Below are 14,594 nucleotides of genomic sequence, written 5' to 3'. Positions count from 1 at the left end.
TCGCAGTGCGCTGCTGCCTCGAACGGATGCCGGCCCCGCCCCGCCCTGCATGGGTACCGGACGCATGGCGGGCGACTTGCCCCCGGACAGCGCGCATCCACGCGCCGCCACCGCCAGGCGGCGGCAGCAAGCGGCGATCGGAAAACACGAAGGACGCCAGCAGGCGCCCGGCAGCGGCCGCGCTCCCGCACATGGGCGGGGGCGCGATCCTGAACTGCTGGTCAGCGCTTCTTCGGCGCGATCATCATCACCATCTGCCGGCCTTCCAGGCGCGGACGCGATTCGATGACGATGTCTTCGCCGAGGTCGGCTTCGATCCGCGACGCCATTTCGCGCCCGAGTTCCTGGTGGCTCATCTCGCGGCCACGGAAACGGATGTTGACCTTGACCTTGTCGCCCTCTTCGAGGAAGCGACGCATGTTGCGCAGCTTGATCTGGTAATCGCCCTCGTCCGTGACCGGACGGAACTTGATTTCCTTGATCTCGACCTGCTTGGTCTTCTTCTTGGCTTCGTTCGCCTTCTTCTGCTGCTCGAACTTGAACTTGCCGAAGTCCATGATCTTGCAGACCGGCGGATCCGCCTGCGGCTGGATCTCGACCAGGTCGAGCCCATCCTCTTCGGCCAGCGCCAACGCTTCGTCGCGGGTCAACACGCCGACCATCTCGCCGTCCTTGCCGATCACGCGAACGCGCGGGACACGGATCTCTTGGTTCTTGCGGTTCTGTTTGTTGTCAGGGGTACTGATGTTGCAATCTCCCAGGGGAATCGGACCGACGCGGGCGGAGGCTCCGCCCGCATCGGGGTTGTCTTACGCCAGTTGCTCGGCGCGCAGCCGTTCGGCGAAGGCGGCAACCGACATGGTTCCCAGATCCTCCCCCGATCGCGTGCGGACTGCAATGGCGCCGTTTTCCTTCTCGCGGTCGCCCGCCACCAGCAGGTACGGCACCCGCTGCAGCGTGTGTTCGCGAATCTTATAGCCGATTTTTTCGTTCCGCAAATCGGCCTCGATGCGGAAGCCTTGATTTGCAAGGAGTTTCCGCACGCTGTCTACATAGTCGGCCTGGGCATCGGTGATGTTCATCACCATTGCCTGCACCGGCGACAGCCAGGCCGGGAACGCGCCGGCGTGATGTTCGATCAGGATACCGATGAACCGCTCCATCGAGCCGACGATGGCCCGGTGCAGCATGACCGGGTGCTGCTTCTGGCTGTTCTCGTCCACGTACTCGGCGCCGAGGCGGCCGGGCATCATGAAGTCGACCTGCATCGTACCCAGCTGCCAGGTGCGGCCGATCGCGTCCTTCAGGTGGTACTCGATCTTGGGGCCGTAGAACGCGCCCTCGCCCGGCAGCTCCTGCCATTCCACGCCGCAGGCGCCGAGCGCGGCGCGCAGCGCGGCCTCGGCCTTGTCCCAGGTCGCATCGTCGCCCAGGCGCTTTTCCGGGCGCAGCGCGATCTTGATCTGGATGTCGTCGAACCCGAAGTCGGCATACACCTTCAGCGCCTGCTGGTGGAACGCGGTGACCTCGGCCTCGATCTGCTGCTCGGTGCAGAAGATGTGGCCGTCGTCCTGGGTGAAACCGCGCACGCGCAGGATGCCGTGCAGCGCGCCGGACGGCTCGTTGCGGTGACAGGCGCCGAACTCGCCGTAGCGGATCGGCAGGTCGCGGTAGCTGTGCAGGCCCTGGTTGAACACCTGCACATGGCCGGGACAGTTCATCGGCTTGACCGCGTAGGTGCGCTTCTCCGACTCGGTGAAGAACATGTTGTCCTGGTAGTTGTCCCAGTGGCCGGACTTCTGCCACAGCGACACGTCCAGGATCTGCGGGCAGCGCACCTCGCCGTAGCCGCTGTCGCGGTACACGCGGCGCATGTATTGCTCGACCACCTGCCAGATCGACCAGCCCTTCGGATGCCAGAACACCAGGCCCGGGCCCTCTTCCTGCAGATGGAACAGGCCTTGCTGCTTGCCGATCTTGCGATGGTCGCGCTTGTCCGCTTCCTCCATGCGCAGGATGTAGGCGTCCAGCTGCTTCTTGTCGGCCCAGGCGGTGCCGTAGATGCGCTGCAGCTGCTCGTTCTTGGCATCGCCGCGCCAGTAGGCGCCGGAGATGCGGGTCAGCTTGAACGCCTTGAGGAAGCGCGTGTTGGGCACGTGCGGGCCGCGGCACATGTCCACGTATTCCTGGTGGTAGTACAGGCCCATCGCGGTGACGTCGTCGGCCATGTCCTCGATCAGGCGCAGCTTGTAGTCCTCGCCGCGCTGGCGAAACAGTTCGATCACCTCGGCGCGCGGGGTGACCTTCTTGATCACGTCGTAATCCTGCGCGATCAGCTCCTGCATGCGCTTCTCGATCGCCGCCATGTCCTCGGGGGTGAACGGGCGCTCGCTGTAGATGTCGTAGTAGAAGCCCTCGGCGATGACCGGGCCGATCACCATCTTGACCTCGGGATACAGCTGCTTGACCGCATGGCCGACCAGGTGCGCGCAGGAGTGGCGGATGATCTCCACGCCCTCGGCGTCCTTGGCGGTGATGAGGCGCAGGCTGGCGTCGTGCTCGATGAGGTCGCAGGCGTCGACCAGGCGGCCGTCGACCTGGCCGGCGATGGTCGCCTTGGCCAGGCCCGGGCCGATGGACTGGGCCACGTCCATGGGGCTGACGGGATGTTCGAATTCGCGGCGGCTGCCGTCGGGGAGCGTGATCGTGATCATGGGAGTCGGCAAGAAGGAAAGCGAGGCGGGTCGGGCGTTTCCCGCGGCGCGCCGGAAGCCGGCGGCGCAAGGCGCGGGATACAAAGAAGGCGCCACAAGGGCGCCTGCTCGGACAGCCTTGGACGGGGTTTCATGCTGGGGCGATGGTAGTGCTCATGTCGCACGCTCGGCCGGCGTTGCCGCGGGCCACCCGTAGTTCCGCATTGAAGAGAGACCAAATGGTAACGCATTTGGGTGGTTTGTGGATTTGAAGGGGGTGGAAGCGCGGGACTCGGAACCGGGGACTCGGAAAGGCGCTTGGCTGGCGTTGATGGTGTGCGTGGCAATCGACGGTCAAGACCTGCAGCGCGGTGGCAACGAAGCGGCACGGGCTGTGCTCTTCCGGGTCTCCGGTCCCGAGTCCCGCGCCCCACCCCACGCTGCGCCGCAGCAAGTGCTATCCCGTACGCCATGGCATGCTTCGGCCTGTTTCCTCTGCACTGCGAGCGCCCGTCATCAAAGGCAAGGCCACATCGCTCGATATCGCCTACCTGGCGGGCGTATCGCAGCCCACCGTCTCGCGCGCACTGCGCGGCAGCCCGGCGGTCAACGAGCAGACCCGGCGCAAGATCCTGGCGATCGCCAACGAGTTGAACTACAAGGTCGACAAGCACGCCTCCAGCCTGCGCCTGCGCAATGCCGGCACGCTGGCGCTGCTGTTCTTCGAGGACCCGACCACCGACGACTCGCTGATCAACCCGTTCTTCCACTCGATGCTGGGCTCGATCACCCGCGCCTGCGCGCGCCACGGCTACGACCTGCTGGTGTCGTTCCAGCAGCTGTCGGACAACTGGCGCGCCGACTACGGCGACAGCCAGAAGGCCGACGGCCTGATCCTGCTCGGCTATGGCGACTATCTGCAGGCGCAGCAGCGGCTGCAGCATCTGGTCGAGCAAGGTACCCACTTCGTGCGCTGGGGCGCGGTGCTGCCCGGGCAGCCGGGGGTGTCGATCGGCAGCGACAACTTCCAGGGCGGCCACGACATCACCGCGCATCTGCTGCAACAGGGCTGCCGGCGCATCGCGTTCCTTGGCGACGCCTCGAACCACTACCCCGAGTTCCTGGAGCGCTACCGCGGCCATGCCCAGGCGCTGCATGCGGCCGGATCGGAGCTCGCGCCCGGCCTGCAGGTGGACGCGATCACCACCGAGCAGTCCGGCTACGAAGCGGCGCAGGCGCTGCTGCGCGGTGGCGAACGCTTCGACGCGGTGTTCGCCGCCAGCGACCTGATCGCGATCGGCGCGCTGAAGGCATTGCGCGAGCACGGCCTGCGCGTGCCCGAGGACGTGGCCCTGGCCGGCTTCGACGACATCCCGATCGCCGCCTGCGTGGCGCCGGCGCTGTCGACCGTGCAACAGGACACCAAGCTGGCCGGCGCGGTGCTGGTGGAGACCCTGCTGGCGCAGATCGCCGGGCAGCCGGTCGCCAGCCGCACCCTGCCGGTGACGCTGGCGCTGCGCGGTTCCTCGCTGCGCAGCTGATCCCTCACCGGCGCGCGGACGCAGCCGCAGACGCTCCATTCGCGCCGGGCAGACACGCCACGCGCATCCGCCGCGTTTTCCTTACGAAAGCAGAATGATTATCATCCGCGAGAGAGTGCCGCGGATTGCCGCGGCTGCACGCCGCCGCCTGGAATGCCGATGCCCCCTGCCCGTCCCGCTTCCCACCCGACCTCCGCCCTCCCGCCGGCAACCGCCGCAGGCGGCAGGCCGCCGCGATCGGCAGCATGGAGCGGCACCCGATGAGTACGGCCATTGCCGGGATTGTCCTGGCCGCCGTATGCGCGGCGCTGTCCGCGCTGGCGCTGTATGCCGGCTCGCCAAACTGCCGCCTGGCGTCGTTGCGGCGCCTGCGCCGGTTCGGCAACGGGCTGGGCCTGGCGCTGGCGGGCACCTCGCTGGCGGCGTGGATCGTGCAGTTGGGCGTCGGCGCCGGGCTGTGCGCGATGCTCGCCAGCTGGATGCTGGCGCTGATGCTGGTACCGACCGTCGGCGCCCTGCGCGGCGAGACGGGCGATACCACACGGAGCCGGCCGCGATGATGTGGAGCCGCGGGCTGGCCGGGCTGATTCCCGGCTTCTTCCTGGCCACCGCGCTGACCGGCCTGGTCTGCTGGCTGCCGCCGGGGCCGTGGCAGCAGGCGCTGGTCCCCGCGCTGATCGCGTTCGTGCCGCTGTGGGTGGGCGTGGCGATCGGCGCCTATTGCTGCGCCAGCGGGCGCCGCGCCTGGAGTTGGTTGAGCGCGCTGGCAGTGGCCGGCTTCGCCCTGCTGTGGGCGCTGAAGGCGCTGGGCTGGGCGCAATGAGGACATCCGCATGAAACTGCAAGCCGCCACGCTGCGGACCTTCACCGCCCTGCACACCTGGATGGGCCTGGTCGCCGGCTTCGCCTTGTTCGTCGCCTTCTATGCCGGCGCGATCACCGTGTTCCACCACGACCTGCCGCGCTGGCAATCGCAACAGGTGGTGCCGGTGCAGACCATGGACGATGCGCAGCGCCTGCTCGACGCGACGTTGGCGCGGCATCCGCAAGCCAAGCCGATGCTCGGCATGCTGTTCCCCAGCAGCGAATTTCCCAAGGCGCTGATCTACTGGCCCGATGCCGAGGGCGTGTGGCAGATGGCCACGCTCGACGACCTGGAGGGCGGGCCGGACCTGCCGCAGGCGGGTCTGGCCACCCTGGTCAACGAACTGCACTACACGCTGGGCCTGCCGGTGGCCGGCGTCTATCTGATGGGCATCGTCAGCCTGTTGTATGCGGTGGCGATCGTGTCCGGGGTGATCATCCATCTGCCGAAGCTGCTCAAGGACCTGTTCGCGCTGCGCCCGGGCCGCAATCTCAAGCAGTTCTGGCTGGATGCGCACAACGTGGTCGGGGTGCTGAGCCTGCCGCTGCACCTGATGTTCGCGGTGACCGGCGCGATATTGTGTCTGTCGCTGGTCCTGATGGCGGCGCTGAATCCGCTGGTCTTCGACGGCAAGGTGCAGGACGCGGTGCCGGTGGCGATGGACACCGCGCCGGTGCGCAGCGCCAGCGGCACGCCGGCGCCGGTGGGCACGCTGGCCGACTGGAGCACGCGTGCCGTCGCCGAGGCGCGGCGGCAAGGACTGCACGATTTCGCGCCGGTGTACATGAAGCTGCAGCACGCCGGCGACCGCAACGCGACGGTGGAAATCAGCGGCGAGTCGCCCGGCACGCTGGGACCGACCGGGACGGTGGCGCTGGACGCGGCCAGCGGCAAGGTGATCGCCACCCAGCTGCCCGGCCGCCGCGACGCCAACCATGCCACGCTGACCTCGGCCTATGCGCTGCATTTCGGCGAATACGGCAATGCGCTGGTGCCGTGGCTGTACTTCCTGCTCGGCATCGGCGGCGCGTTCCTGTTCTACTCGGGCAACCTGCTGTGGATCGAATCGCGGCGCAAGCGCCGCCAGGCGCAGCAAGGCCGCGCGCAGATCAACATGGCGCGGGCCACGGTCGGCGTGTGCATCGGCCTGTGCGTGGCGATCTCGGCGGCATTCGTCGCGGTGCAGGTGCTGGAACGGATCGCGCCGGACGCGGTGGATGCCGGCATGCGCTGGACCTGCTTCGGCAGCTGGGCGCTGTGCGCGCTGTGGGCGGCGCTGCGCGCGCCGGCGCAGGCCGCGCGCGAGCTGTTGTGGGCCGCCGCCGCGGTGACCGCGGCGATCCCGCTGGCGCACGGCCTGGCCAGCGGCTGGTGGATGTGGAGCGCCGCCGCCGCCGGGCAATGGCCATTGTTCTGGGTCGACGGCATGGCCGTGGCGATGGCAGTGGGCTTCGCCGCGCTGGCACGCGCAACTGCGCGCCGCGCCCGGCATGGCGAACCGAACAGCGTGTGGGCCGAGCCGCAGCCGTCGGTCGCGTGAACACTGCCAGCTTCTTGTAGGAGCGGCTTCAGCCGCGACCAGGTATTACCGATAACGCCCGGTCGTGGCTGAAGCCGCTCCTACAGTGGCGGCTCCACGCCATCCTTCGCCGCCATCAGCCAATCCAGCCGCGCGCGCAGATCCGAGCGAACGATCGGCGCATCGGACAGGAACACGCGCACGCCGTGCGCCGGCACCTCGGCGCGCAAGCTGTCCGCGACCTCGACCGCGCTGCCGTCGAAACCGTCGCGCCAGGTACCCGGCTGCAGGTAACGGCGCACTTCCAGTGTCTTCGGCGCGTCGCCCTTGTTCAGCAGCACCAGCGCGGTCTGGGTGCCGCCGGCATACTGGAACACGCGATAGAACACCGCCTCGTCGCCGGACAGGCGCAGGTCGAGCTGCAGCCCGCGCTGCAGCGCCGGCGTGCGTTGCCGCAGCAGCGCGATGCGCTGCAACGGCGCGAAGATCGGGCTCTGCGGCGCCGCGTCCACCCGCGCCTGGCCGAAATAGTTGCGGTTGCCGGCATGCTCGGCGCGGCCGCGCATGAAGCCGGTTTCCGAGCCGTAATAGATCACCGGGATGCCGCGCGCCGTGAACAGCCAGTTGTGCGCATCGATGAAGCCGGCGTCGCTGGCGTCCAGCCGCGCCATGTCGTGGTTGTCGTAGAAGGTCATCAATTCGTACGGGTTGGCGTACGGGCCGCGCTCCAGGTACAGCGGCGCCTGCAATTGCTCGAAGCCGCCGCGCGCATGCCCGAACACCGTGGACAGCGCCTGCTTCAGCGGGAAATCCAGCACGCTGACCCCGGCGTTGCGCGCCCAGGTGTGCCCGGCGATCTTGCGCGCGTCGTAGTCGAAGGCCTCGCCGAACATGAACATGCCCGGCCGCTGCGCGCGGATGCGGCGCACGAACTCGTGCCAGAAGCTGTCCGGCATCCAGCCGATGGTGTCGATGCGGAAGGCGTCCGCGCCCTGCCCCAGCCATTGCGAATAGGCGCCGACCAGATACTCCATCACCGCCGGATTGCGCTCGTTGAAATCCGACAGCTCGGCCAGGCCGCCGCCGGTGTTGTAGAACGCATGCAGCGGGTTGTGCGCCGGATCCAGCCTGGCCGGCGGCAGGTTCTGGTGATCGGCGACGAGCTTGCCGTCGCGATCGAACACCTGGCCGAACATCGGTTGCCGCTTCGGCATCGTGTACGCCGGCGAGCCATGGTTGCCGACGATGTCCAGCACCACCTTCAGCCGCTGCGCATGCATCGCCTGGGTGAAGCCGGCGAAATCCAGGCCCGGGCTGGGCAGGTGTTCGTCCAGCTTGTAGAAATTGACGCCCCAATAGCCGTGATAGCCGGTCTTGCCGCGATCGCTCAGGTTGCTGCCCCAACTGATCGGCTTGCCGCCGGTGAACGCTTCGTCCGGATTGTCGACGATCGGGGTGATCCACACCGCGCCGAAGCCCAGCCCGCGGATATAGCCGGCGTTGTCGACCACGCCCTTGAAGTCGCCGCCCAGGTAGCCGATGTTGTCGCTCTCGCCCGGCGGCGCCGGCAGCGGGATGTCGAAGGTGCGGTGCGCGCCCCCCTGGTCGCGATGATCGTTGCCGGGATCGCCGTTGACAAAGCGATCGGTGACCACGAAATACACCGCCTCGCTGGCGAACGGTTCCAGCGTGCCGTAGTACTCCGCCGCTGCCTGCGCACGCGCCGGTGGCGCAACGGCACCCAACAAGGCCAGCGCCAGCAGCGAAATCCGATACGTCATTGCGTTGCTCCGTGTTCGGCGGGAACCCGCAGCACGCACAGCGCCGCCAGCAGCAGGCTGGCGCCGCCGATGCCCAGCGCGTACAGCGGCCGGCCGCCGAGCCAGTGCGTGAGCACGAAACCCAGCACGCTGACCGCGACCAGCTGCGGGATCACGATGAAGAAATTGAAGATGCCCATGTACACGCCCATCTTCGCCGCCGGCACGCTGTCGGACAGCAAGGCGTACGGCAGCGACAGGATCGAGGCCCAGGCGAAGCCGACGCCCAGCATCGACAACAGCAGCCACTGCGGATCGCGGATCCACAGGAACGACAGCAGCCCTATCGCACCCAGGCACAGGTTGAGCAGATGGCTGACGCGCAGGCCGACCGCGCGCACCAGCAGCGGAATGGCGATCGCCGCGAGCGCGGCGAAGCCGTTGTACGCACCGAACAGCACGCCCACCCAGTTTGCGCCGTCGTTGTACGCCGCCGAGGCGGTGTCGGTGGCGCCGTAGTGCGTCTGCGTCACCGCCGCGGTGGTGTAGATCCACATCGCGAACAGCGCGAACCAGGAGAAGAACTGCACCCAGGCCAGGCGTCGCATCGCCTGCGGCATCGCCTGCACGTCGCGCATGATCGCCGCCAGCATGTGGTGCGGCCTCAGTCGCGGCGCCAGCCATTGCAACAGTCCATAGCCGGCGACCAGGCCGGCCAACACGTACAGCATGCGGTCGCCGCGGCTCCAGAAGATCGCCGCCGCGCCGGCAAGGCCCAGCAGCAGCCAGATCGCCGCGGCGGCATCCGAACGCGGCATGGCTGTCGCGTGTTCGGCGGCGTGCGACGGCGGCGCGTCGTCGAACTCCTGCAGCGTTTCGGGCGGATACTCGCGCGTGCGCAGCACGGTCCAGCCGATGGACAGGAACAGCACCGCGCCGCCGAGGTAGAACGCGTAGCGCACCGTCGCCGGCACGTGGCCGGGCGCGGCGGTATTGCTCACGCCCCACTGCGCCAACAGCCAAGGCAGCATGCTCGCCACCACCGCGCCGACGCCGATGAAGAAACTCTGCATCGCATAGCCGCTGGCGCGCTGGCGTTGCGGCAACTGGTCGCCGACGAAGGCGCGGAACGGCTCCATCGAGATGTTGATCGACGCATCCAGGATCCACAGCGTGCCGGCCGCCACCCACAGTGCCGGCGAGTTCGGCATCACCAGCAGCGCCAGTGTCGTGAACAGCGCGCCGACCATGAAATACGGGCGGCGCCGGCCGAAGCGGTTCCAGGTGCGGTCGGACAGATAGCCGACGATCGGCTGCACGATCAGCCCGGTCAGCGGCGCGGCGATCCACAGCCCCGGCACCTGCTCCATGTCCGCGCCCAGGGTCTGGAAGATGCGGCTGGCATTGGCGTTCTGCAGCGCGAACCCGAACTGGATGCCAAGGAAGCCGAAGCACATGTTCCAGATCTGCCAGAACGACAGCGCCGGCTTGGCGCGCGGCGCGGTCCTCATCGGCTCACCTTCGCGGTGTCGGCCGGCGCGATCAGCAGCGCGGCGACATCGGCCGCATTGACCACGCCGTCGGCGCCGCCCTCGCCGCCGGTATAGCGCGCGAAGTGCTGCAACGCGCTCATGTTGGCCGCAGGCGCCAGGCGGATGCGGCAGGCCTGCCCAGCCTTGAGCGTGAACACGGCGGCTGTGGACTCCTGTTCGCCGACGCTGTGCGGCATCACCACCGGCATGCGCTGCGGCGCTGCATCGCCGCATTGCAGTTGCAGTTGTTTCACCGCGGCGGTGACGCCGGTATTGATCGGGCCGTGCGCGTTGACGTAGCGCAGGCTCAGCCGGTACTCGCCATCGCGCGGCGCGGTCCAACGCCAGTCGTCGGGTCCGCGCAGGCGGACCACGTCGCCGACGCAGACCGTGGGGCTGTGCAGCGACTCCCAATGCGCATCGCGGCGGGTCAGGCTCAGGCACTGCACGTCCTCGCGCAACGGCAGGCGCACGCCGTCGGCGGCGCCTGGCTGGCGCTGTCCATCGACGTACAGCACCGTGTCGGCGGCCGCCGCGACGCGCCAGCCCTGCGCATCGCGCTCGACGCGCGGCGCTGGCGGCGCGAGCGGGGCGAACGCATCGGCGGCCGCGAGCAGCGGCACCGGCGTGCTCGCCGTGTCGCGTGCGACCAATTGCACGGTGGTCACGCCATCATGGGTGCGCGTATCGCCGGCCACCAGCAGATCGCCATGCAGCTGTGCAGGCCGCCGCAGCACGATGCGCCGCTCGCGCAGCTGCAGCGCGATCTCGTCGCGCTCGCCGAACAACATCGGCACCAGGCCCACCGGCAGCTTCGGCGCCACCGTTCCGTCGTCCTCCACACCAAACACGCCTTCGATCACCATCGCCAGGTAGCCGGCCACCGACCACAGCTGCCGCGGCGAATTGACCACCGGCCCGCTGAGCGGGCCATCGTCCACATGCGCGGCCTGGCTCAGGAATTCGTAGTTCTCCATGTTCGAGCCGGCCAGCGCGGCGCCGCGCAGCAGCGAGCGCACTTCGAAGGCGATGCGCGCGCTGTCGTCGGTATGTCGCGCCGCGCGCAGCGCATACGCGCTGACGAATGGCCAGATCGCGCGGTTGTGGTAGATCGGCACATCTCGCTGCTGCGGCCAGACCACCGGGCTGCCGGCCTCGACCGCCGGATAGCGCGCCAGCGCCTGGCGTGCGCGTTCGCGCGGCAGCACGTCGGCCAGCACCGCCAGCGACAGCCCCAGCAGGTCGTAGCTTTCGTAGGCCACCGGATGCGCAGCGCTGCCGAGATAGCTGACGTAGGTGCCACGGTCCTCGCGCCAGAAGCGCTGCGCGATCGCCTGCTGCAGCGCATCCGCCCAACCGGCATAGCGCGCCGCCACCGCGGTGTCGCCGTGCTCGCGCGCCAGCCGCTCCCCCAGGCGCAACGCCTGGTAGTGCAGCACATTGGTGGACAGCGCGAACGACTCGGCGATGAAGCGCACGTCGTTGCGGGTCCAGGCCGGATAGGTCTGCTCGCGCCAGTCCAGGAACGAGGTCTCGCCGCGGTACAGGCCGATGCGCGGGTCGAATGCGAATGCGCGATCCTGCGTCAGGGTCGCATCGAGCGCGGCGCGGGTGTCGGCGGCGAACTGCGCATCGTCGAGCAGATGCCGCGCAGCCAGGAACCAGACCACGCGGTCGCTGCTCACCGGCCAGCTGCCGCCCGAGCCGGTATCCTGGGCCACGAACAGGCCCGGCAGCGCATCCGCGCCGCGCATCGCCGACAGCTTGAAGCGCAGCGAGCGCCGCGTGCGCTGCGGGTCCAGCCGCGCCAGCGCCAGATCGGCGGCATAGCTGACGTCGCGGGTCCACACGTAGGGCCAGCGTTCGCCGGTCTGGTAGCAGTCGCACGGCAGCGGTTTGCCGTGGTCGAAGGCAGGATCGCGGATCGCGTCGACCTGGTCGTCGCGCAACTCCTGCTGCGCCAGCGCGAACAGCGCATCGAACAGCGGGCTGGCGGTGTCGCTGCGCAGCGGCTGCGCCGCCAGCGTGCGCGTGCCCTGCGCCGAACGCAGCACGAAGCCGCCGTCGGCGGTGACCGCGGCCTGCGCGGTCTGGCCGCGCCATTGCAACGACGTCTGCCACGCAGACGCCGACACCGCAGCACCCAAGGTGGCGGCCAAGCAGATCATCTTCAGCATCGAAGCGGCGGACCGGCTCGCGCCCGTCGGCCTCCCTCCCTCTTTGCCTGCATTGTGGGTTCGCCGCACCGGCATGCCGGCACCGCGGTCGCGGCCTCTTCGAGAAGCGCTGCGGACATGGTAGACGCGCCGCATCGCATCGCGTGCATCTGCATACGTATTCATCGCCTTGGCCGCAACGGGCTCGCAGCGCCTCGCTATAGTCGCCGCAGCTGCAACGGCCGCCTTGGGAGGGGATATGCCGCAGTTCCATGCCATGCCACGCATGCGTCCATCGCCGCCTACGCGGATGCTGTTCGCGGCCGCGCTGTTGTGCACCGCACCGCTGCTGCGCGCGGAACCGAAGACCGTGGCCAGCGTGGACTCGCCGGGCAAGGTGCTGCAGGTCGCACTGCAACTGGACGACGGCAGGCCGAGCTACCGTGTGCAGCGCCTGGGCGATACCGTGATCGGCGCTTCCAGGCTGGGCTTCCAGTTGCGCGACGGGCGCCTGGACCGCGACCTGGCGGTACTGGCGCAGGCCACGCGCAGCGTGGATGAAACCTGGGAGCAGCCGTGGGGCGAGCGCCGCTACGTGCGCAACCATTACAACGAGTTGCGCGTGGACCTGGGCGAGCGCAGCGGACTGCGGCGGCGCTTCGCGGTCGTGTTCCGGGTCTACGACGACGGCCTGGGCTTCCGCTACAGCTTCCCGCAGCAAGCCGGCCTGCGCGAAGCGATCATCGACGAGGAACTGACCGAGTTCGCCATCGCGCCGGAAGCCACCGCCTGGTGGATCCCGGCCGGGGAGCCGATCCACTACGAATACCTGTACCGGCAGACGCCGCTGAACCAGGTCGCGCTGGCGCATACGCCGATCACGATGCGCAGCCGCGACGGACTGCACATCGCCCTGCACGAGGCCGCCCTGGTCGACTACGCCGGGATGTGGCTGCGCCGCGGCGACGGCCAGCGCCTGCACGCGCAGCTGTCGCCGTCGGCGCAAGGCTGGAAGGTCAAGCGCCGCCTGCCGTTCGACACGCCGTGGCGCACCGTGCAGATCGCCGACCACGCCGGCGGCCTGGTCGACTCCAATCTGATCCTCAACCTCAACGAGCCCAATGCGCTGGGCGACGTGAGCTGGGTGCATCCGGCCAAGTACGTGGGTGTGTGGTGGTCGATGCATTTGAACCAGGAAACCTGGGCGACCGGACCGAAGCACGGCGCGACCACCGCCAACACCCGCCGCTACATCGATTTCGCCGCCGCGCAAGGCTTCCGTGGCGTGCTGGTGGAAGGCTGGAATCCCGGCTGGAACGGCGAATGGTTCGGCAACGGCGGCGGCTTCGACTTCACCCGGCCCACCCCGGATTTCGACCTCGAAGCGCTCAGCGCCTATGCCGCCAAGCGCGGCGTGCACCTGATCGGCCATCATGAGACCGGCTGCGCGGTGCAGCACTACGAAGACCAGCTCGATGCCGCCCTGGACCTGTACGCACGCCTGGGCGTGGACACCTTCAAGACGGGCTACGTCTGCGACGACGGCCAGGTGGACCGGCGCAATCCGGCCGGCGGGCCGCTGTGGCGCGAATGGCACGACGGCCAGTTCATGGCGCAGCATCACCTGAAGGTGGTGCGCGAAGCCGCGGCGCGGCACCTGTCGGTCAACGCGCATGAACCGATCAAGGACACCGGCCTGCGCCGCACCTATCCCAACTGGCTGTCGCGCGAAGGCGCGCGCGGCATGGAATACAACGCCTGGGGGCAGCCGCCGAACCCGCCCGAACACGAGGTCAACCTGGTCTTCACCCGCATGCTGGCCGGTCCGATGGACTACACCCCGGGCATCCTCAGCCTGAAAGGCCGCGACGGCCAGCCGATCCCGAGCACGCTGGCGCGGCAGCTGGCGCTGTACGTGGCGATCTACAGCCCGATCCAGATGGCCGCCGACCTGCCCGAGCACTACCTGCAGCACCGCGACGCGTTCCGCTTCATCGAGGACGTGGCGGTGGACTGGGACGACAGCCGCGTCCTCGACGGCGAGGTCGGCGACTACGTGACCATCGTGCGCAAGGACCGCCACAGCCGCGACTGGTACCTGGGCAGCATCACCGACGAACACGGCCGGGTGCTGCCGGTGTCGCTGTCGTTCCTGGAGCCGGGCGTGCGCTACCGCGCCGAGATCTACCGCGACGGCGACGCCGCCGACTACCGGCACAACCCGTTCGACTTCGTACGCGAGCAACGCGAGGTCGGCAGCGCCGATTCCCTGGAACTGAAGCTGGCGCCGGGCGGCGGCCAGGCGATCCGCTTCACGCCGCTGGACGCGGCGGCGGCCGCCGCCGACGGCGATCCAGCGGCACGGCGCTAGCCCATTCCCGCTCCGGACTGGGTCGCTGGATGACGTTATCTGCAGGAGCGGCCTCGGCCGCGACGGACTTCACCGACAAGGCCCGCCACGACCCAAGTCGCCAGACAGCCTGCAATGGCTCAGGCGATCGGCAACGGCCTGCTTCGGACGGATGACT

At 68.8% G+C, this 14,594-nt stretch carries 10 protein-coding genes; 5 read left to right on the top strand and 5 right to left on the bottom strand.

The features are described from left to right. Positions 1 to 221: 221 nt before the first annotated feature. Positions 222 to 761: a translation initiation factor IF-3 gene (infC, locus tag AB8810_RS09625; protein ID WP_080601535.1), complete on the bottom strand. Its 540-nt coding sequence runs from the start codon at positions 759 to 761 to the stop codon at positions 222 to 224. A gap of 48 nt (positions 762 to 809) precedes the next feature. Further along, on the bottom strand, positions 810 to 2,714 hold the full coding sequence (thrS, locus tag AB8810_RS09620) for a threonine--tRNA ligase (RefSeq protein WP_206258359.1): 1,905 nt from the start codon (positions 2,712 to 2,714) through the stop codon (positions 810 to 812). 455 nt (positions 2,715 to 3,169) lie between these two features. On the opposite strand from thrS, the gene AB8810_RS09615 reads away from it, so the two are divergent. From AB8810_RS09615 to AB8810_RS09600, 4 genes are all read left to right on the top strand, one after another. After that, positions 3,170 to 4,234 carry a LacI family DNA-binding transcriptional regulator gene (locus AB8810_RS09615; protein ID WP_179565378.1) on the top strand — a complete coding sequence of 355 codons (1,065 nt, stop codon included), beginning with the start codon at positions 3,170 to 3,172 and terminating at the stop codon, positions 4,232 to 4,234. Positions 4,235 to 4,494: 260 nt separating this feature from the next. Further along, positions 4,495 to 4,794, top strand: coding sequence for a hypothetical protein (locus tag AB8810_RS09610; protein WP_369916364.1), 300 nt, complete (start codon positions 4,495 to 4,497; stop codon positions 4,792 to 4,794). Continuing rightward, a complete protein-coding gene (locus AB8810_RS09605; RefSeq protein ID WP_369916363.1) occupies positions 4,791 to 5,057 on the top strand; it encodes a hypothetical protein in 267 nt (88 codons plus the stop codon). Before AB8810_RS09610 ends, AB8810_RS09605 begins: the two co-directional genes overlap by 4 nt. Positions 5,058 to 5,067: 10 nt before the next feature. Beyond that, complete coding sequence (locus AB8810_RS09600) at positions 5,068 to 6,639, top strand: PepSY-associated TM helix domain-containing protein (RefSeq protein WP_369916361.1); 1,572 nt, start codon at positions 5,068 to 5,070, stop codon at positions 6,637 to 6,639. An 80-nt stretch (positions 6,640 to 6,719) separates the two neighbouring features. Here the strand turns inward: AB8810_RS09600 and AB8810_RS09595 are convergent, their stop codons facing one another. The 3 genes from AB8810_RS09595 to AB8810_RS09585 are packed head-to-tail and all read right to left on the bottom strand — an operon-like array spanning position 6,720 to position 12,087. After that, complete coding sequence (locus tag AB8810_RS09595; RefSeq protein WP_225209650.1) at positions 6,720 to 8,399, bottom strand: alpha-amylase family glycosyl hydrolase; 1,680 nt, start codon at positions 8,397 to 8,399, stop codon at positions 6,720 to 6,722. Beyond that, a complete protein-coding gene (locus AB8810_RS09590; protein ID WP_191823969.1) occupies positions 8,396 to 9,889 on the bottom strand; it encodes an MFS transporter in 1,494 nt (497 codons plus the stop codon). The genes AB8810_RS09595 and AB8810_RS09590 overlap by 4 nt, the downstream gene beginning before the upstream one ends. Further along, positions 9,886 to 12,087, bottom strand: a complete 2,202-nt coding sequence (locus tag AB8810_RS09585) for a Six-hairpin glycosidase-like protein (RefSeq protein ID WP_369916360.1) — start codon at positions 12,085 to 12,087, stop codon at positions 9,886 to 9,888. Before AB8810_RS09585 ends, AB8810_RS09590 begins: the two co-directional genes overlap by 4 nt. A gap of 265 nt (positions 12,088 to 12,352) precedes the next feature. On the opposite strand from AB8810_RS09585, the gene AB8810_RS09580 reads away from it, so the two are divergent. Further along, complete coding sequence (locus AB8810_RS09580; RefSeq protein ID WP_369916655.1) at positions 12,353 to 14,437, top strand: glycoside hydrolase family 97 protein; 2,085 nt, start codon at positions 12,353 to 12,355, stop codon at positions 14,435 to 14,437. Positions 14,438 to 14,594 lie beyond the last annotated feature (157 nt).

The sequence above is a fragment of the Xanthomonas sp. NCPPB 3005 genome (assembly GCF_041228095.2).
Taxonomy (GTDB): Bacteria; Pseudomonadota; Gammaproteobacteria; order Xanthomonadales; family Xanthomonadaceae; genus Xanthomonas_A; species Xanthomonas_A bonasiae.
The sequence above is the reverse complement of the archived record's forward strand: the minus strand, read 5'-3'. Positions and strand labels throughout refer to the sequence as shown.